Source organism: Acinetobacter sp. ANC_7588 (genome assembly GCF_056783995.1).
On record NZ_JBWYIU010000007.1, the window covers coordinates 33,643 to 52,529 of the forward strand.

23 protein-coding genes are annotated in these 18,887 nt (G+C 39.0%); 6 read left to right on the plus strand and 17 right to left on the minus strand.

All coding sequences use genetic code 11. The features are described from left to right. Nucleotides 1–13 precede the first annotated feature (13 nt). From AC1M9J_RS08055 to AC1M9J_RS08070, 4 genes are all read right to left on the minus strand, one after another. Nucleotides 14–1,732 (minus strand): cation:proton antiporter, encoded by a 1,719-nt coding sequence (locus AC1M9J_RS08055; protein ID WP_481952136.1) that lies wholly within the window; start codon nucleotides 1,730–1,732, stop codon nucleotides 14–16. Between the two features lie 151 nt (nucleotides 1,733–1,883). Continuing rightward, nucleotides 1,884–2,039: a 50S ribosomal protein L33 gene (gene rpmG, locus AC1M9J_RS08060; RefSeq protein ID WP_001205031.1), complete on the minus strand. Its 156-nt coding sequence runs from the start codon at nucleotides 2,037–2,039 to the stop codon at nucleotides 1,884–1,886. A gap of 12 nt (nucleotides 2,040–2,051) precedes the next feature. Beyond that, complete coding sequence (gene rpmB / locus AC1M9J_RS08065) at nucleotides 2,052–2,288, minus strand: 50S ribosomal protein L28 (protein ID WP_000048256.1); 237 nt, start codon at nucleotides 2,286–2,288, stop codon at nucleotides 2,052–2,054. Nucleotides 2,289–2,453: 165 nt separating this feature from the next. Beyond that, nucleotides 2,454–3,902, minus strand: coding sequence for a coniferyl aldehyde dehydrogenase (locus AC1M9J_RS08070; protein WP_035266754.1), 1,449 nt, complete (start codon nucleotides 3,900–3,902; stop codon nucleotides 2,454–2,456). A gap of 124 nt (nucleotides 3,903–4,026) precedes the next feature. Between AC1M9J_RS08070 and AC1M9J_RS08075 the strand changes: the two genes are divergently transcribed. The 5 genes from AC1M9J_RS08075 to AC1M9J_RS08095 all read left to right on the plus strand — a co-directional run bounded on the left by AC1M9J_RS08075 (nucleotide 4,027) and on the right by AC1M9J_RS08095 (nucleotide 7,754). After that, complete coding sequence (locus tag AC1M9J_RS08075; protein ID WP_035266753.1) at nucleotides 4,027–4,719, plus strand: TetR/AcrR family transcriptional regulator; 693 nt, start codon at nucleotides 4,027–4,029, stop codon at nucleotides 4,717–4,719. 88 nt (nucleotides 4,720–4,807) lie between these two features. Beyond that, nucleotides 4,808–5,674: a formyltetrahydrofolate deformylase gene (purU, locus tag AC1M9J_RS08080; RefSeq protein WP_092766746.1), complete on the plus strand. Its 867-nt coding sequence runs from the start codon at nucleotides 4,808–4,810 to the stop codon at nucleotides 5,672–5,674. 213 nt (nucleotides 5,675–5,887) lie between these two features. Beyond that, nucleotides 5,888–6,706, plus strand: coding sequence for an energy transducer TonB (locus AC1M9J_RS08085; RefSeq protein ID WP_035266750.1), 819 nt, complete (start codon nucleotides 5,888–5,890; stop codon nucleotides 6,704–6,706). A gap of 20 nt (nucleotides 6,707–6,726) precedes the next feature. Further along, nucleotides 6,727–7,350, plus strand: coding sequence for a MotA/TolQ/ExbB proton channel family protein (locus tag AC1M9J_RS08090; RefSeq protein ID WP_180028347.1), 624 nt, complete (start codon nucleotides 6,727–6,729; stop codon nucleotides 7,348–7,350). After that, a complete protein-coding gene (locus AC1M9J_RS08095) occupies nucleotides 7,350–7,754 on the plus strand; it encodes an ExbD/TolR family protein (protein ID WP_035266746.1) in 405 nt (134 codons plus the stop codon). Before AC1M9J_RS08090 ends, AC1M9J_RS08095 begins: the two co-directional genes overlap by 1 nt. A gap of 50 nt (nucleotides 7,755–7,804) precedes the next feature. On the opposite strand, the gene msrA is transcribed toward AC1M9J_RS08095, so the two are convergent. From msrA to lgt, 9 genes are all read right to left on the minus strand, one after another. Beyond that, nucleotides 7,805–8,326, minus strand: coding sequence for a peptide-methionine (S)-S-oxide reductase MsrA (gene msrA / locus AC1M9J_RS08100; RefSeq protein ID WP_035266744.1), 522 nt, complete (start codon nucleotides 8,324–8,326; stop codon nucleotides 7,805–7,807). Between the two features lie 83 nt (nucleotides 8,327–8,409). After that, the gene (locus AC1M9J_RS08105; RefSeq protein WP_481952137.1) at nucleotides 8,410–8,865 is read right to left on the minus strand and encodes an META domain-containing protein; all 456 of its coding nucleotides are present in this window, start codon (nucleotides 8,863–8,865) and stop codon (nucleotides 8,410–8,412) included. Between the two features lie 74 nt (nucleotides 8,866–8,939). Then, entirely contained in the window at nucleotides 8,940–10,010 is a 1,071-nt protein-coding gene (locus AC1M9J_RS08110) for an Lnb N-terminal periplasmic domain-containing protein (protein WP_092766749.1), read from the minus strand. Between the two features lie 32 nt (nucleotides 10,011–10,042). Further along, nucleotides 10,043–10,558 (minus strand): dihydrofolate reductase, encoded by a 516-nt coding sequence (locus tag AC1M9J_RS08115; protein ID WP_481952138.1) that lies wholly within the window; start codon nucleotides 10,556–10,558, stop codon nucleotides 10,043–10,045. Between the two features lie 170 nt (nucleotides 10,559–10,728). Then, on the minus strand, nucleotides 10,729–11,571 hold the full coding sequence (thyA, locus tag AC1M9J_RS08120; protein ID WP_481952139.1) for a thymidylate synthase: 843 nt from the start codon (nucleotides 11,569–11,571) through the stop codon (nucleotides 10,729–10,731). A gap of 192 nt (nucleotides 11,572–11,763) precedes the next feature. After that, complete coding sequence (locus AC1M9J_RS08125) at nucleotides 11,764–12,255, minus strand: lipocalin family protein (RefSeq protein ID WP_035266738.1); 492 nt, start codon at nucleotides 12,253–12,255, stop codon at nucleotides 11,764–11,766. Between the two features lie 147 nt (nucleotides 12,256–12,402). After that, on the minus strand, nucleotides 12,403–12,705 hold the full coding sequence (locus AC1M9J_RS08130; protein ID WP_180028343.1) for a hypothetical protein: 303 nt from the start codon (nucleotides 12,703–12,705) through the stop codon (nucleotides 12,403–12,405). A gap of 81 nt (nucleotides 12,706–12,786) precedes the next feature. After that, nucleotides 12,787–13,158, minus strand: coding sequence for a hypothetical protein (locus AC1M9J_RS08135; protein ID WP_035266735.1), 372 nt, complete (start codon nucleotides 13,156–13,158; stop codon nucleotides 12,787–12,789). Between the two features lie 84 nt (nucleotides 13,159–13,242). After that, nucleotides 13,243–14,058 carry a prolipoprotein diacylglyceryl transferase gene (lgt, locus tag AC1M9J_RS08140; protein ID WP_035266733.1) on the minus strand — a complete coding sequence of 272 codons (816 nt, stop codon included), beginning with the start codon at nucleotides 14,056–14,058 and terminating at the stop codon, nucleotides 13,243–13,245. A gap of 93 nt (nucleotides 14,059–14,151) precedes the next feature. Here lgt and AC1M9J_RS08145 point away from each other — a divergent pair, with 93 nt between their 5' ends. Then, on the plus strand, nucleotides 14,152–14,955 hold the full coding sequence (locus AC1M9J_RS08145; RefSeq protein ID WP_481596235.1) for an NRDE family protein: 804 nt from the start codon (nucleotides 14,152–14,154) through the stop codon (nucleotides 14,953–14,955). A gap of 27 nt (nucleotides 14,956–14,982) precedes the next feature. On the opposite strand, the gene AC1M9J_RS08150 is transcribed toward AC1M9J_RS08145, so the two are convergent. From AC1M9J_RS08150 to tatA, 4 genes are all read right to left on the minus strand, one after another. Further along, entirely contained in the window at nucleotides 14,983–17,190 is a 2,208-nt protein-coding gene (locus AC1M9J_RS08150; RefSeq protein ID WP_481952140.1) for a PhoX family protein, read from the minus strand. 165 nt (nucleotides 17,191–17,355) lie between these two features. Further along, nucleotides 17,356–18,138, minus strand: a complete 783-nt coding sequence (gene tatC, locus AC1M9J_RS08155; protein WP_481952141.1) for a twin-arginine translocase subunit TatC — start codon at nucleotides 18,136–18,138, stop codon at nucleotides 17,356–17,358. Next, a complete protein-coding gene (gene tatB / locus AC1M9J_RS08160; RefSeq protein WP_481952142.1) occupies nucleotides 18,135–18,599 on the minus strand; it encodes a Sec-independent protein translocase protein TatB in 465 nt (154 codons plus the stop codon). Before tatB ends, tatC begins: the two co-directional genes overlap by 4 nt. 15 nt (nucleotides 18,600–18,614) lie before the next feature. After that, nucleotides 18,615–18,842 (minus strand): Sec-independent protein translocase subunit TatA, encoded by a 228-nt coding sequence (gene tatA, locus AC1M9J_RS08165; RefSeq protein WP_481596238.1) that lies wholly within the window; start codon nucleotides 18,840–18,842, stop codon nucleotides 18,615–18,617. Nucleotides 18,843–18,887 lie beyond the last annotated feature (45 nt).

The window sequence follows — 18,887 nt, forward strand, 5'->3', positions numbered from 1 at the left end:
GTTTTTATTTTACTTAGTGAGATGGTGCATGATGATGTGCGATTTCAATTTGATTTAGAATATGATTACTCATGTTCTTCGCCATTTCTTCCTTTGCGTAATACACTTCACCAATTTCATCTGCACGTATTGCTTCAGCTTCTTCTTTACTTTCCGCACAGATCAAAACTTGAATCTGTGGATTCAGAAGTTTGGCAGTATCTACAATCTTATGAATATCTAAAATATCCATCGGCGAGATAATTAAAAGCCTCGCATGTTGAATATGTGCTTGAATTAATACGCCTGGTTCTGTTGCTGAACCTGATACTGCAGCAATATCTTTTGCGCGTAGTTTTTCAACAATTTCTCGATTTTCTTCAGCAATCACCACTTTGATGTTATTTTCCATCAGTGTTTTCGTTAAGCGACGTCCAACTTCTCCATGACCGACCATGACCACTTGATCGCGCAGGTAGTCCTGTGAGACCTCGTCAGGTAACATCGCCAATGGATCACCACTACGCTCAAGCAAACGAGCCAAATGCGAGCGCTCACGAATCCATTTCTGTACGGGTTCAATGGCTGAAAATAAAACAGAATTGAGCGAAATAGAAAATAATGCCCCGGCTAAAATCAAGTTTTGAGCTTCAGGGGTTAATAATCCTATAGATAGACCGAGTGTTGCCAAGATAAAGGAGAACTCACCGATTTGAGCGAGTGAGGCACCTACTGTAAGTGCGGTATTCAATGGATAGCGGAAGAACAAAACCAGCGCCATTGCTGCTAATGTTTTTCCGATCATGATAATGCCAATCACAGCCAGAATATGAAGTGGTTCTTCAACGATAATTGTTGGGTCAAACAACATTCCGACAGAGACGAAGAATAGGGTGGAGAATATCTCACGCAGTGGTAACGTTTCTTCTTCAGCACGATGACTGAAGTCAGACTCTTTAACCACCATCCCAGCAAAGAATGCACCTAATGCCATTGAAACGCCAAAAATCGCATATGAACCATAGGCAATGGATACGGCTGCTGCAACCACAGTCAGTGTAAATAGCTCGCGAGAACCCAAGCGTACGACAAACTGAATAATTTTAGGGATGAGGCGCTTACCAATAATCAGCATAAAGGCAATAAAGCCCGCAACTTTAAGTAAGGTTATTCCTAAAGTCACAAAGACATTTTGATCTGGATCAGCGCCTTCCAGTGCTGTTCCGCCAAGGAGTACAGCTGTAGCGGGTAATAAAACTAATGCGAGCACCATGACTAGGTCTTCGACGAGTAGCCATCCCACAGCAATTTTTCCATTGACTGAATCCAGTAAGCCTCGGTCACCTAAAGCTTTTAGGAGTACCACAGTACTCGCACAAGATAAGCTTAAGCCAAACACCAATGCTGACCCAAAACTCCATCCCCATAGCATGGAGACGCCAATCCCGAGGATGGTAGCCACTGTGATTTGTAAAATTGCACCAGGGACAGCAATACGCCGAACTTGCATTAAATCTTTCAGTGAAAAGTGCATCCCGACACCGAACATCAAAAACATGACACCCAGTTCTGCGAGTTGATTGGCTAGTGTGATATCGGCGACGATACCGGGGGTTTTGGGGCTAATAATAATGCCGGCAATGAGATAGCCAACAAGAGGGGGTAGACGTAAACGTGCGGCGATAAAGCCAAAAATAAGGGCTAAGCCAAAACCAACCGCAAGCAATATAATTAAATCTACATCATGTGGCACTAATCACCCCTTAAATATTTATAAATTATGAATTGGCTTTTGAGCTGTATAAGCATAAAAAATGCCAAACTGAGATTAAATTTTAACAACCTGAAGAAAAAAAAGGCAAAAAAAACGACCCAATGGGTCGTATTTTTTTAAAGAACTAAAATTATTTGATTTTAGCTTCTTTGAAGATTACGTGTTGACGGATTTTTGGATCAAATTTTTTGATTTCCATTTTTTCCGGCATAGTACGTTTGTTCTTAGTTGTGGTATAGAAATAACCTGTACCAGCAGAAGAAACTAGGCGAATCTTATCACGCATTTTCGTTGCTCCTTAGATCTTTTGACCTTGAGCACGTAGGTCAGCAACAACCTTTTCGATGCCCAATTTGTCGATAATACGCATACCTTTAGTAGTTAGACGAAGACGTACGAAACGTTTTTCGCTTTCTAACCAAAAACGGTGGTGGTGCAGGTTCGGCTCGAACCGGCGCTTAGTTTTGTTGTTGGCGTGTGAGACGTTGTTACCAACGACTGGACGCTTGCCGGTAACTTGGCAAACCTTAGACATGGTGTAACTCCATTGATTTAGCCAACAGCAAACCTGTATGGCCAGTCAAAATAAAACGGATTGAATTCATTCAAGGGGCGTTTTATATCAAAAATACGCTTAAAAGACAAGCGAAATTGATAAAAACAGGGCATGACCTGTTGTGATAGATCATGCCTTGATCATTTAACGAAGAAAGGCTTTACGGATAAGACTAGGGATCGGTCTATTAAACGGAGGCAGTACGTATTTCAAGCTGAATAGCTTTGGAATAGACATGACTGAGCGTTCATTTGATAAACTGAAGAAGCCTTCGGGACCATGGTATCTGCCCATACCAGATGCACCAACGCCACCGAAAGGTAGATCATCTTGTGCAACATGAGTAACAACAGCGTTTTGACCAAAGTGTCCAGAGTGAGTACGTTGCGAAACGTATTCTGCTCGAGCATCGTTAAAGTCGAAATAGTATAATGCAAGTGGACGTGGTCGGTCATTAATAAACTCGATAACTTCGTCTATTTGATCATATTCTAAGATTGGTAAAATTGGACCAAAGATTTCGTTCTTCATAATTTCCATATCAGGGCTGATATTGGTCAGAAGGGTTGGCGCTATTTTACGTACAGAAGCAAGCTCTTCTTTTAATGGGTTAATTTCAGTGACTTGAGCACCATTTTGAATCGCATCTTCTAAGTAACCTTGTAAGCGTTTATTTTGCTTATCGCTCACTATAGAGGTGTAATCTTGGTTGTCACGTAATGTTGGATACATCGTTTTCGCAACGGTTTCAAACTGGTGAATAAACTCTGAAGTTTTACCACGTGGTAGGAAAATATAATCTGGTGCGACACAAGTTTGACCCGCATTCCACAATTTACCGAATGCAACACGCTCCGCGACATCCTTTAAGTCAATTGAAGGGTGCACGATAACTGGTGATTTACCACCAAGTTCTAGAATAACTGGAACTAAGTTTTCAGATGCTGCTTTCATCACAGTCTTACCAACATTGGTAGAGCCTGTGAAGACTAATTTATCAAATGCAAGATGACTGAATGTGTCAGAGATTACGCCACCACCTGTAACAACGGCAACTAACTCTTGTGGGAACGCTTCAGATAAAGCATTTTGTAATACATAGCCAAAGTTACGAGAGGTGCTTGAAACTTTAATCATGGCATGGTTGCCCGCTGCCAATGCACATACTAATGGGCTAATCGCCAATAATAAAGGGTAGTTCCAAGGGGAAATGATACCGACAACACCTAAAGGTTGATACTGAACCCAACCTTTTGCAGGTTGATGTAAAATACCGATATGGCGTTTAGAAGGCTTCATCCACTCTGTTAAATGTTTGCTGTAATATTTGATTTGTTCGAGTGAAGTGAGTAGTTCACCAATTTTCGTTTCAGAAACCGAACGATTACCATAATCTTGGCTAATTGCTTCTGCAATTTGGTCCTGATATTTAATCAAAACTGCTTTAAGACGAGCCAAACGTTCAATACGCTGTTTTGCTGTCGGGTTCGGATAACGTCGATAGGCTGCTTTCTGAAGCGCTAGAAGATCATGTAAATGCTGAACTTCCGATGCTTCAGTCGTCATTAAATTTGTTTTTGTTTGACTGTTCATGACCAGTACCACTAATGTAAGGGTTGATGTGATTTTTATTTTTAGAGTAAATACTCTAAAAGTCAAGTCACTTTTATGTTAGCTTGGGCTAAACGTCATTATTCTTGTTATAGATGGTATTAGGATGTCGCATTCCAAAACGTTAAAAACCAAAGACCGAATCTTGCAAATTAGTTTGCAACTCTTTAACGAACGTGGAGAGCGATCTGTCACAACTAACCATATCGCAGCAGAGTTAGGTATTAGCCCTGGTAATCTCTATTATCACTTTCGTAACAAGCAAGAGATCATTAAAGAGTTGATGGAGCAATATCAGCATGCAACTTTAGAGCTACTAGCATTGCCAGAAGACCGTGATGTAAATGCCAATGATAAAATCCGATACTTTCAAGTACTCAGTAGTCAGTTATGGGCCTATCGTTTTCTGCATCGTGATGTATATCATTTAACCGAAAATAATGATGACTTTAGAAAAATTTACCCGCGTTTCGCAGGTAAAGTGATGCAACAAGGTCAAAAGATTTACAGAGCCTTCGTCAATGCAGGTCTCATGCAAATGACAGAGTCTGAAATTGAAGCGTTGATCATCAACCTATGGATTGTCCTAACCAATTGGACGAACTTTCTCTATATGTCTGGTCATTTAAAAGATTCCAACCATTTAGATGAAAAGTGGGTTTGGCAGGCACTGCGTCAAATGGTGTTTCTTGAAGGTCCTTATTTACGTGGTGAAAGTCGTCAGACTTATGAGCGCTTGCTTGAAACGTTGGGAACATCTGAATTATTTGCTAGTCTTTCTGCTGATCGAGAAGATTGATTTCAGCAAAGATAATTTGAAAGCATTAAAAAAAGAGTTAGAATACGCGGCTGTTTTTCAATTTAACTGTTAAGTGATATAAATCATCATGAATATGACAACTGCTAACACAGCACGTTTACTGATTACTTGCGAAGATAAACCAGGAATCGTGCAGGCTGTATCGAGCTTTTTGTATCATCAAGGGGCAAACATCACTGCGCTTGATCAATATGCAACAGAAGCTCAGGGCGGGCGTTATTTCATGCGTGTTGAGTTTGAACTCGACAATTTGCAAAGCCGTAAGGAAAATATTCTACAAACTTTCGCCACAAACGTAGCTGAACGTTACAACATGCATTGGCGTCTAGCTTTAGTGTCAGATGTAAAGAAAGTAGGTATTTTGGTATCGAAAGTCGATCATGCCTTGCTTGAGCTTTTATGGCGTCATGCACGTGGTGGATTACCTTGTGAAATCACTAAGGTTGTGTCGAATCATGAAGATCTACGTGAGTCTGTGGAAAATTTCGGTATTCCTTTTGAAGTTGTGCCTGTCAATAAAGAGAACAAGCGCGAAGCATATGCAAAAATTGATGAGTTAATGCAAGGTAATGATTTGCTTGTACTCGCACGTTATATGCAGATTCTTGATGAAGAGTTCGTCTCTAAGTGGGAAATGAAAGTGATCAACATTCATCATTCTTTCCTTCCAGCTTTTGTGGGTGCTAACCCTTATAAGCAAGCGTATGAAAAAGGCGTAAAACTGATTGGTGCAACAGCGCATTATGTGACAGCTGATTTGGATCAAGGCCCGATTATTGAACAAGATGTTGAGCGTGTCAGCCATGATTTTACAGTTGATCAATTACGTGAATTAGGTCAAGACGTTGAGCGTAATGTCTTGGCGCGTGCTGTTAAGTGGCATTTAGAAGACCGTATCATTGTTGATGGTAATAAAACTGTGGTATTCCAGTGATTTTTAATTAAATATCACTGATTTATTAAGGCATGCGTGAGCATGCCTTTTTTATTGATGATCAAAAAAACTCATCAAAACTGCAGAATTAATAGTTGCAAATGAAAACACTTCTCATTTATTATTGGTGTACTTTAATTGTACTAACCGATAAGTTTGATTGAAATCTTCCTTCTGAAGACAGCGTCAATGTATATCAGGTCATAAACTTTAATGAGCCCATCTTCCATTCCTATGATGCAAAATCCAATCTCAATGAAAAAGAAAGTGCTTACTTCGCTCATTGCAGTGGTGATCGGGCATATTGGTGTTTTATTTGCCGTGAGTCAGATGAAAACACCTGAATTAAAACCTATTGATAAAGACCCAATTAAGGTTCGTTTTGTTCAGATTAAAGAGGATGCGCCACCGCCGCCACCTCCTGTTGAACCTGTGAAACCTCAAGTTCAACCAAAACCAGAACCTAAAGTCGTTGAACCACCTCCTGTGGTTAAACCCAAAGTCATTGCTGAAAAGCCTAAACCTGTCGAACAAAAAGCAATTGTTCAAGAAGATAAATTAGAAAAGCAAAAGCAGGAACAACAGCGTTTAGAGCAAGAACGTAAAAATCGTGAGTTACTTGAACAGCAGCGACGTGAGCAAGCATTGCGTGACCAACAGCTACGTGAGCAACAAGAACGTGAGCGCTTGGAAAATGAAAGACGCGAACAAGAACGTCGTGAGCAGCAAGCTCGTAATACACCAAAGAATTTAAGTATTGGGCAAATATCATGGTCTCGTACACCGAAGCCATCATATACCAACCGAGATTTACAAGGTTCTGATCGTACTGTTGTAGTATCGATTGAAGCGGACACTAACGGTAATGTAGTGAATGCCAGAATCACAAAATCAAGTGGAATTGATTCGCTTGATCAAAAGATTTTACGCTCAGTGCGTAATGCAAAATTCAGACCTTATAAGGAAAATGGTGTGGCTTATCCGTTTAGAGCGGAACAACCATTTGAACTTAAGTTGAATTCTAACGGCTAACTTTTATTAGGAGTTCGAGTATGAACTTTTCAGTTTATTGGCAACATGCTGATGCAGTCAGTAAGACGCTTTATTTCGTTTTACTCGCAATGTCTATTGCGACATGGACGATTGTCGTTTTACGTGTGATGGGAACACGTCAACTGAAAGAAGTTGCTTATGCTCAACTCTCTAAAGCACTAGCAGGATTGAAAGCAAAACTCGCTCCTTTGGGATTTGAACAACGTAAAGCTGTTGCGGAGCAAGCTTTATTGCGTCAGATTGCTTTGGAAAAAGCATCTGCTGAAAAAGGTGTTGCTGTACTCGGAACAATTGCCTCACTTGCACCATTTGTAGGGCTATTTGGTACAGTATGGGGAATCTTCCATGCATTGGTTGCAGTAGGTAAAAGCGGTCAAGCAGGACTTGCACAAGTTGCAACCCCTGTGGGTGAAGCCCTGATTATGACTGGTATTGGTCTAGCAGTAGCTATTCCAGCAGTGATCGCATACAACATTTGTATTCGCTTTAATCGTACATTAAGTAATGAACTACAAGATCATGCTCACAGTCTTTTAATCGACACGATGCTGCAACAAGATTCTTCTGCGCAAAAAGTTGAAGTGAAAGCGACTCAAGAAAGTTACGTTGGAGGTCAAGCTTAATGGCTTTTCAATTGGGTGAAGACAACGATACAGGCATGACGGAGATGAACCTCATCCCGTTAATTGACATTATGTTGGTTTTGATGATCATCTTCTTGGTGACAGCGACCGTTGCTAACCCATCAATTCCATTAACTTTACCAAAAACGACAGCGGATATCATTGATCCGCCACCTGAATCGATTCAAGTAAGCATTAACTCACAGGGTGAGATTGCATGGGATTCAGAAATTATCAGCTTAGATGAATTGCAAAAAAGATTTAACGATGCCGGTGGTTCAGCACAACAACCGACAATTATTCTTAAAGCAGATAAAGAATCACGTTACGATACTGTTGCTCAAGTGATGTCACGTGCAAGCGAAGCCGGGCTTGCTGACATTGCCTTTGCCACAGATAATTAACTGATTAACATGAGAAAAGCGACCATAAGGTCGCTTTTTTTATACCTGTATTAGTCTTTGAGTAAACCTTCAAATTTAGAGCGAAGCTTTAAAAGTTTTGGTGGGATACTAAAATTGCAGTAGCCCTGAGTCGGGTTACGAGCAAAGAAATTTTGATGATATTCTTCAGCAGGGTAGAAGGTCGGTACTGAGCTTAGTTCTGTAACAATATCTAAACCTTCTGCTTTTAACTGTTGAATCGCTTTCTCTGCAATCTGGCGCTGTTCTTCATTAAAATAATAAATGACAGAGCGATATTGCGTACCTATATCATTACCTTGGCGATTGAGTGTGGTTGGATCATGTGTTGCAAAAAATACATCAAGCAATTGAGCAAAGCTAATTTGACTTTCATCAAAATCCACTAAAACCACTTCTGCGTGATGGGTGTCTCCTTTGCAAATGTCCTCATAGCTTGGATTGGCCGTATACCCACCCGCATAACCACTCACGACTTTAGTGACACCTTTGAGTTGAAGGAAAACTGCTTCAACACACCAGAAGCATCCGCCACCGAGCAAAGCTTGTTGCATGAGATTCACCTTATTGAGTTGCAATGACTGAAATAATGGGGTGTAGAACAAAAAAAGCAACCAATGGAATGGTTGCTTAACTGTTAACGCGGTTGAATTGCAGACTCATATTGCAATACTGGATTACCATTCTCATCGAGTAGGCGAAGCGTTTTGTCGTAGACTTGGAATGCCGCGACTTTTGCCAAGGCAGCATTATAGCGATTTGCAAGTTCTTGAGTATTCACACACATCATTTGTGTAGTCGCAACTTCACTCAAGCTAATTTTGTCAGCTTTAATGCTATATGCACCCATAAAACGGTTACAACCATCTGCACCACTTAAGCGACTAGATGCTGCGTCAAATTGAATACTTGGAACATTGTGTGCAGTAGGGTCGGTCTTAAATTCTGTTGCGCCAATATGTGTCAAAATCCAAGTTTTATTTTGCAATTGATTAAGTGCTTGTTGTTGCTTTTCAGCAGATGGTGTTGTGGTACATGCTGTAAAAAGTAATGCTGAGCTTATAACGGATACGGCTAAAAGTTGTTTTAACATATGAAATGCCCCTGTGTTATTTCTTTCTAATGTAAATTAAATTCAAGTCAATTTTATGTATATCAACTGATACGCTAAGGTGCAAGCTCTGGCTGACTCTGAGGGAGACCCAGACGAATCAATTTTGAATAATTTTCACTACTTTGATATTTAAATTGATTAAATTGGTCTGTTCTTGGGTTGACATGTGCCTTGTTGTACCATGTTTTGATATCCCAATGATGTTGTAATGCCCCTAAGTCATACAGATAATTAGGTAAATAACCTGAGGCTAATAATCGGTAGTCCACTGGCAGTTCATGTTTGGAAATCGCTTGAACCATATCAAAAACCAAAGTGGTGCAGTTACTGGTCAAGGTGTTATACCATTTTGGTTCTTGACTAAGTTGATCTGCTTGCTCTAAATATTCCTCAAATAAAGCTTTCATTTCAGCAGCTTCCATGTTGATTGGGAAAAAATAGACCTGCTCATTACGTACATTGCTACGTGTATAAATAATGTCTTTCTCGTCAGCAGCAACTAAACTGACTTCGTACTTTCTAAAAAAACCACCAATAGCAGAAAACTCTTCATCTTTTTCTTTGCGAATTTCAATCGAAAAGGTCAGTGGTTTAGAGTTTTTGAAATCAAAGCTGACTAAAGTGTGGGCGATTTGTGGTCCCATCCAATATGAAGTAATGATGTTAATGCCACTGATTTGATTCAAATCAATTTGACGTGTTTCCCAGCGTTCTTGATAGGTTCCGTCTTCATTCCATGCAAAATTACGCACATTGTGTAAAGTGACCCAATCACCTTGACGTTCATAATTGAGAATTCTTGCGACTTCAGGATTCCACTCACGGTCTTGTTTGGCAGGGATACTAAAATACCAAACTAAACTGAACGCAAAAAAGACAATGTATAAGACAACATCTTTACTACGGCTGAAAAAATGTTGTGTTGCATAGATGCCTAAAACACTTAAGGCAAAAGCGACCCAAAAGCCAATGATAATACGACTGACTAACCAGCCAAATGGCTCTTGAACCCATAAGGCCATACATAACCAAATTGAAGAGAAGATGACAAATAAACTAAATAGGGAGTGAAAAGCTCCCTTTGCAAGCGCAAGAATAAACTCTCTTTTACCGATGTTATGCATTGTTATTGGCTATATGTATATGTAAGAAAGCTTTATTTTTGGTAGGTTGCGAACTCAAATGCAATATTTGTTTTGTCATCAATGTGTTGCTCTGATGCCACTTTTTTAAATTCAGGTGGAATCTCGGGATAAAAAACATCACCATCAACATCTAGGTCTATGTGAGTGAGTTCTAATCGGTCTGCAATATTAATAGTCTGTTCAAAAATTTCACCGCCTCCGATTATAAAAATCGTGTTCGGTTTATCTGATAACTTCACATCATCTATAGATTTTTCTAAAGCTTCTTCAATTGAATAAGCAACTTTAACACCGTCATGACACCACTCTTTATTTCGTGTGATAACCCAATTAACTCTTTTGGGTAGTGGTCGACCAATTGAGTCGAAATTTTTTCTTCCAAGAATAATTACGCCACCTTGTGTAATTTCTTTGAAATGCTTCAGATCTGCAGAAATATGCCAAGGTAAATCGTTATCCTTACCGATACATCTTTGATTGTCCATCGCAACCACGTGTACAACCTCAAATTGTTGTTGGAAAGCCATAACGTTTAATCCAAGTCATGTAAATTAACAAATAAAAAAACCCTACTTTAATAAAAGTAGGGTTTGTATTGTAACTTCAAAATAATAATTTAAACAGCTTCACTGCTTTTAAAGGTATTAGATTTTAAAGTTACTTGAATTTGATTTATTTTATAGCACTTTTCAAATATTTAAACCGCAACTGGTGCTTTAATTGCAGGATGCGATTCGTAATTTACGATTTCAATATCTTCAAATTTGAAATCAAAAATATCTTTAATTTTAGGATTAAGTTTGAGTTGGCACAATGGAAGTGGTTCACGTGTTAATTGAAGTTGTGCTTGCTCGAAATGATTGGCGTAAAGATGAGTATCACCACCTGTCCACACAAAATCACCGACTTCTAGATCACAGACTTGCGCAATCATATGGGTGAGAAGTGCATAACTTGCAATATTAAATGGAACGCCAAGAAAAACATCAGCACTACGTTGATAAAGCTGACATGATAATTTTCCATCCTGAACAAAAAACTGGAAAAGCGTGTGACAAGGAGGGAGTGCCACTTGTCCAGCTTCTTTTGGGTTCCAACCTGATACGATCAAACGACGGGAGTTTGGATTGGTTTTAATTTCATTAATTAACCATTTGATTTGATCAAATCCATCTTGCTCGTATAAACCATCGTCTTTCTTAGTTGCACCAAAGTTACGCCATTGGTGTCCATATACTGGACCTAGCTCTCCTTCAGGACGTCCAAAACGAGCAGTCTGCTCAGCTGTCGACCATTCATCCCAAATTGTAACTTTATGATCTTGCAGATATTTAACATTGGTATCACCTTTAAGGAACCAAAGTAATTCAATCACGATTGAACGGAAGTGAACTTTCTTTGTGGTCAGTAGAGGAAAACCTTTAGAAAGATCAAAGCGCATTTGATGACCAAATACAGAACGAGTACCTGTACCAGTACGGTCACCTTTATCACCGCCATTGTCGAGGATATGTTGTAGTAGGTCTAAATACGCTTTCATAAATGTCCTGATCGATTTGAATGTGGCATTTGAAGAATAAACCAATGCCAAAAATTTCATTGGCATCAGTTTATACTAAAGCAGCATGCTTTTTAATATCTTCCTTACGGAATAGAATCTTTGAAAGCGAGTAATTAAAGAAATAAGAAAGCACCCTTTAGGGTGCTCTCATTTACCACAAAATTTTAGGGCTTAAGCAGTTTTGTGTCCTGTATGTACAGTATGAATTAAATCGCTTAGGTCATAACCAATGGATTGAGCATATGCTAGATACGCTTGCTTGATAGATTCATTTAACACAGGTTCACGGTGCAGAATCCAAAGATATTTTTGATTAGGTTCACCGACTAAAGCAGTTTGATAATTTTCATCGATCTTAAGTACCCAATAGTCACCTTTAGTGAATGGAATCCAACGAAATCCTTCAGGCAAAAAGCTGACTTCTAATTTGCCATGTTCAGCATCTACAACTGTGGCTTCGCCAATAGACTCATCCAGTTCTTTGTTGCCATCAAGACAACGATTTTGAACACGTACGGTTCCATCGCTGTTTAAGGTATAGACTGCCGAAATATCCGTACTGTCTTCAGGTTGGTGCTTCATTGGTAAGCGTGCAATCTCATACCAAGTACCTAAATAGCGTTCAAGTTGGAAGTTAGATACGGTCGTTAAATTTTGACTCATTATGATGTACTCCATTTAATCTAAATTAGATACGTTCTTTGAGTATAGGCACAGTTTTGGAGTAGAAATAATACTGTTCTGTAGCAAAGCGTTAAGTGAGTGTGATTAATTTTATATTTATTTTCATTTGCTTAGTTGTTTTGAAATTCAGCGGGGTGTACGAGATGCATATAAACTCACTACGAATAATCCCACTGCGCTATAACCCATGAGTTGTACAAAAAGTGCAAAAAACTCTCTGCTATTTTGAAAGTTCAGCGCTGAAAGCATGAAGATAAAAAATACAATCAAGATGAAAGGACTAAAAGCATAATATGCTTTCAGCTGATGCTTTAGACGCTTAGATTGGATCAAAACATGATGAATAATGTGTAGACTTAAGCCTAAACATAAGCTCATTAGTGTCGATAGAAAATCAAGTTTTTTAATTTCAGCTGTCAACAGAATCATTACACACGTTGATATACAAATGATCAATTTAAGCGTGCGTGTGCATCGTTCCGAATACCAGAAATTTAACATAATGACGTCTTAATGCTGATGTTGATGAAGTAGAGACAGTGGAGAAAATAAGCAAATAGATAAAGCCATAAATCCTAATCCTTGAGCACCAGGTAAAAGAATTTCTCCATCCTTTGCATGCATGAAAATCAAGGCAAGTAGCAAAGCGATAGGAATCCAAGTAAATAATCGGTACATCAGCCCAGTTGGATGGTGTGAAGCGAAATGAATTTTACAGTAACGGCAAATAAGAAAAACAATACCTGTGCCCACAAACATTAAGATGGCATCGAAGTTAAGCGGTTGCATCCAATATAACGTAGCGGTAGCACTCGCAATCAAAATAAAAAATAAAGCTTTGTATTGTATTGAAACTTTAGGATCAAACCAAAACTCGAGCATAGTAATCTGAATCACAGTAAATAATTCAAAACTCTAGCACAAAAAAAGGTGAACAAGATGTTCACCTTTGAGGACATAATTTACTTATTTGCCATTATTTTGTAGAGGACCCCAGTCATATACTTTCTTTTGGTAGGCATACCAAAGCATCCATAGCCCGATGAGAATCATTGGAACTGTAAGGAATTGTCCTTTGCTCATCCATCCGATAAATAATTGACCATTATCTGGCTCACGGAAGAATTCAACTGTGAAGCGAGCGATACCATATCCAATTAAGAATAGAGCAGAAACAGCCATGCGTGGACGAGGTTTAGAACTAAACCACCACAGAACAATAAAAAGAATCAAACCCTCACAGAGTGCTTGGTAAAGTTGGGATGGATGTCGTACGAGTTGTAAAGGATCTGTAGGGAAAATCATACCCAATGCGAAATTTGGATCTGTGACTTGTCGGCCATAAAGTTCGCCGCCAATAAAGTTGCCAATACGACCAAACATCAGACCTGTTGGAACACATGGGGCAATAAAATCCAGTGTTTGGAACCAAGTCATTTTGTATTTTTTACACCACAATAACATGGCCAACATGACACCTAAGAAGCCGCCATGGAAGCTCATGCCACCTGTCCAAACTTGGAATAACCATATCGGATTTGCAAGGAATTGATCAAAACCATAAAAGAACACATAGCCTACTCGACCACCAATCACGACACCTAATGCACCGTAAAAGATGAGATCAGAGACCATGTCTGGTGTCCATCCTCGTTGCTTAGCACGGAATGTTGCCAAGCCCCAAGCAAATAAAAATGCGAGTAGATACATGAGTCCATACCAGTGAACTTGTAATGGACCCACAGATATTGCCACTGGGTCAATAGAAGGATAGGTCAGCATTGCTTTTCCTTTATATTATGTTTTGTGTCGATTCTAACGGAAAGACTGAAAAAATGTTGTACATTCAATGTGTAAAGTTCTAAGGATGCAACGATGTGTATTGTAGCAATCGCATGGCAAGTGTTGGATGAAACACCATTATGCTTAATTTCAAATCGGGATGAGTTTTATCACCGACCTGCTTCACAAATTCATAAGTGGGAAAATAGCCCAATTATTGCAGGTCAAGATTTACAATCTGGTGGGACATGGATGGGGATTACTGCTGCAGGGCGTTGGGCACTTGTGACAAATTACCGTGATGCAAATGATAAGAAGGAATATCCAACTTCAAGAGGACATATCATTCAGCAATATCTGGAATCCGATTTAGCACCGATCCGATTTGCCCAAGAATTAGAAAAAAAGCAATGTGATTACGCTGGATTTAACCTGTTTATTGGAACCTCTGATCAAGCGGTTTATATGAGTAATCGTGGTGAATCTCCACAAGTGCTTGCCAAAGGTGTATATGTGGTTTCCAATGGTGTATTAAGTGATCCATGGGAAAAAACCAAACATTTGCGTAAACGCTTTACACAAGAGTTCTTACCATTATTGCAATTAAATCCCAATGCTCAAAAAGCGTATGATTTAGAGTATGTCGTTTGGGATATCTTACAAGATGAAAGAAAAATTGATTTAGACTTATTACCTCAAACGGGCATATCAGTGGAAATGGAGCAGCTGTTATCTTCTACTTTTATACAAAGCCCGATATATGGAACACGATGCTCAAACTACCTGTTGTTGAAAAGAAACCAATGGACTTGGCTTGAAAAAACGCAGCAAGGTGAACATCAGAATCACATAGTCAAAATTGATCTGAATCTCTCAAAAAAAATGCCGACATCGTAGTCGGCATTTTCTATTTCAATGTTTGAATTAAGCAGCAGGAGTGTTTTCTTTCTCTTCTAGACTTTCCCCAACAATCTCGCCACCATCTTTACGTGTAATCACGACCGTCGCAGAGCGAGGACGTGTACCTTTACCACCGCTGATAGTGTTGCTGTGATTTGCAGGCCAAGTGCCACCTGGATGCTGAACATTCACAAAAATAGCTTTATAGTCTGGTGTCATCGTTACACCTGTAATTTCACAGCCTGAAGGGCCTGTTAAAAAACGACGTAACTTTGAATCATCAAGCTGTGCGCCAGCAGGAGTAAGTTGAGTGGCATTATTTGAACCAGCATTTGCAGAAGTCACTTTACCATCACTTACTTGACCTGGAAGTGCAGCAAGCATCATGCAATTCGTTTCATCTGTATAAGCGCCATCATCAGTCTGTACCCATAAGACACCACGTGGATCAAACCATAGGCCATCTGGACTTGAGAAATCATTTGCTGATGTGAGTCCAGATAGGTTTACACCCGGAAGTGAATCTTCTTCTGCGCCAAATAAGAAGATATCCCATACAAATGTTTTTGCTGTAACAGTATCACCAGTTTCACGGAAACGGATAATATGTCCGTTGATATTACCACGAGGACTACCACCTTTATCATTATCAGCATAATTACGAGGGTTGGCAGCATCAATTGTATGCTCACTTCCACGTAATGAGTTATTGGTTAAGGTGACATAAACCTCACCATTCTCTGGGTTTACTGCAACCCATTCTGGACGATCCATTTTGGTTGCACCAACTGCATCACCTGCTAAACGGGCATTTACCAATACATCAGCTTGATCTGTAAATTTGTATTTTGAATAACTAGCAATTAGTGGATTGGAGATATTGAGTTCAATCCACTCACCAGACGTCTTTTGAGTTGCTTCATTAAAGTTAAATTTAGCAACATAGAATTTACCGTTATTCATATATTTATCGCCAGCAGCATAACCACCGTTGATATCTTTAGGGTCCCAAACCGCATCTGAAACAAATTTATAGATATATTCGCCTTGAGAGTCATCCCCCATATAGAAGGCTAGTGGTTGCCCAGGAATGGCACGACTGACACGACAATCTTCATGTGCAAAACGTCCAAGAGCTGTACGTTTTACTGGGCGTTGACGACCATCAAACGGGTCAATTTCAACAATCCAACCAAATGTATTTGGTGAGTTTCTAAAATCTTGAGTTGCAGAAGATGCAGAGACTTTAGTTAACCAGCGCTCATAAACATCTTGAGGGAACAGTTGTGCTTGAACTGTGTGCCACTTATAAGAACTATTTGAAGCAATTTTATAGCGTTTTAACGACTCCAAATCCTTTTCAGAACGATCTTTATCATCGCGAGTAAAGTATTGGTTAAAGTTTTCTTCGGTGGTTAAGTATGTGCCCCAAGGCGTATAACCGTTACCACAGTTATTGATCGTACCTAATGTAAATGTGCCTTCTGGACTGATCTTGGTTTGTACCAATTCATGCCCTTTTACAGGACCAGCGAAATCGATCGGTGTTGCAGCTGTAATTCGACGGTTGAATACAGAGCGTTTGTTTAGAGTGACTTGTTGAGTTGTAGGATTTTTTTGTACTTCAATCACTGAAACGCCGTGACAGTTGATTTCACGTAATGCTTCATCTTCAGAACGAATATCCGCTGAAATGGTATTATTCGCTGGATGTAAAATTGCTTTGTTATCTACATATTCATGGTTGAGTACCAGTAAACCTACATTTGACTCGTCTTGATCATAACGGCTATTTTTCATGCCGAAATATGTCATACCGTCATGACATTCACCTGAACGCATGGTAAATGAAGCACCACTCGGAATATTATCTGCATCCCATTCAGGCATACCTTCAAAAAGCGGGTCTCCTAGTGCATAAATAACACGTGCTTCATATCCTTCAGGCACTGTGAATTCATTTTTAATATTTTTATCAACCGCTTTAAATGTTAGTTCAGTTGGCGTTTTTGATTTGTCGAATTCAGGTAGAGAAGGATTTGAGTTGTTATTGTCATTGTCGTCACTGTTACAGCCTGCTACTGAAGCCGCTACTGTCAATGCTACTGCACCACCAGCAGTCTTCTTAATGAGATCTCTACGCGTAATTTGCTTTTCAAGTAAATGGTGAAATTCTGGATTCCCCGAATCATTGCTATCGTAATCATCGTTAAAAGGTGTTAAATCAGTCATGTTCGTTCCTAGCATCTTGCTTGGTAGTTTTTAGCGTCACAAACAACTTAATGCGCAATCATGACAATCAAGTGATAGATTTATGTCAGTTGAATTAAGCTTTTATTTAAAGAATATGAAAAAGGTGAGTATTAATACTCACCTATATTAAACAGCGGAAAGATATTAAATAGTTGACTTAGCTCTTCTGTTTTCGAGTAATTTTCCAAACAAAAGTCCCAATTCAAATAACATCCACATTGGTATCGCTAACATAATCATCGAGAGTGCATCTGGCGGCGTCACAAACATAGAAACGAAGAAACAACCTACAATAATAAAACGTCTTTTTTCAACCAATTGTTCTGTGGTAACTACACCAATCATAATGAGTAATAAAGTCACAATTGGAATTTCAAAAGTTAAACCAAAAACCAAGAATAATTTTAAACAGAAACTTAGATAGCTATTAATGTCAGTCATGGGTGCAACCGTTTCAGGTGCAACGCTAATGAAAAAATGTAAAATCGAAGGGAGGGCTATAAAGTAAGCAAAAGCAACACCTGCATAAAATAATGTAATACTTCCGATGAGTAATGGTAGAGCTAAAGCTTTCTCATTTTTATATAGCGCCGGTCTGACAAAAGCCCATATTTGATAAATGATAAATGGCATGGCGATCATTAGAGCAACGAAGAAGTTTAACTTAAATGGTGCCATAAATGTCGCGGTGACATCAGTTGCAATCATTGATGAATTTATTGGGAGTTGAGCTCTAAGAGGCTCAGACATCATTTGATAGCTTTGATTTGCAAATGGTAATAAACAAAAGAATAAAACGAGAATGACCCCAACTATTCTAAATAAATATTTTCTTAAAATAATAAGATGCTTGGTTATTGGCATTTCTTCAAGCTGAGGATTTTCCTCATTTGAAGAGATGATATTTGGGAGAGTATTGTGACTCATACTGCCTCCGCTAAGACTACATACGGTTTATTGTGTTGCGCGGAATTTTGAATATGAATAAAACTTTGCTTAGGTGTAGAGTGTCCTCTAAAAGGAACTGCTGTACTTTGCTGAACGTTTAAATACACATAAACAGGGCTTGTTTCAGAGCGAATCTGTTGATGGATAGGTGGATTTAAATATTCATCGCTTAATACTGTGTGTTTTTCAATTTCCTGCATTTGCGCTTTCATTTTTTCTTCTAATTCTTGAATGCGCTTCATTTCAGTCTGCATTTGTTCTTTAAGTTCAGACATTCTTAGTTCACGATCAATATCATTTTGTACATTGCTGACCATACGCTTAATTTTGCCATACCATTTACCAGCAAATCGCGCACCCTCAGGAAGCTTTTCAGGTCCAAGAACAAGCAATGCAATGATGCCAAACATTAATAGTTCAGCCATACCAATATTCAGCATTACTGTTACCTACCTTTAATGTTTCGCTGTTGAGTTCAAATCATGAGATGTTTGATGTTCAATCGTGTGTGGTTCTTTTAATTGAGCAGATGTGCTCTGGTCTTCGTCATCCTTAATTGATTTTTTAAAATCTTTAACCGCACCACCAACATCTTTACCCAAATTTTTTAGCTTAGACGTACCGAACAAAAGTAAAACGACAATTGCGAAAATAAGTACGTGCCAAATTGATAATCCAGCCATGATATATTCCTTATTGAAAATGATCTTGAATGATTTCAACAGTTC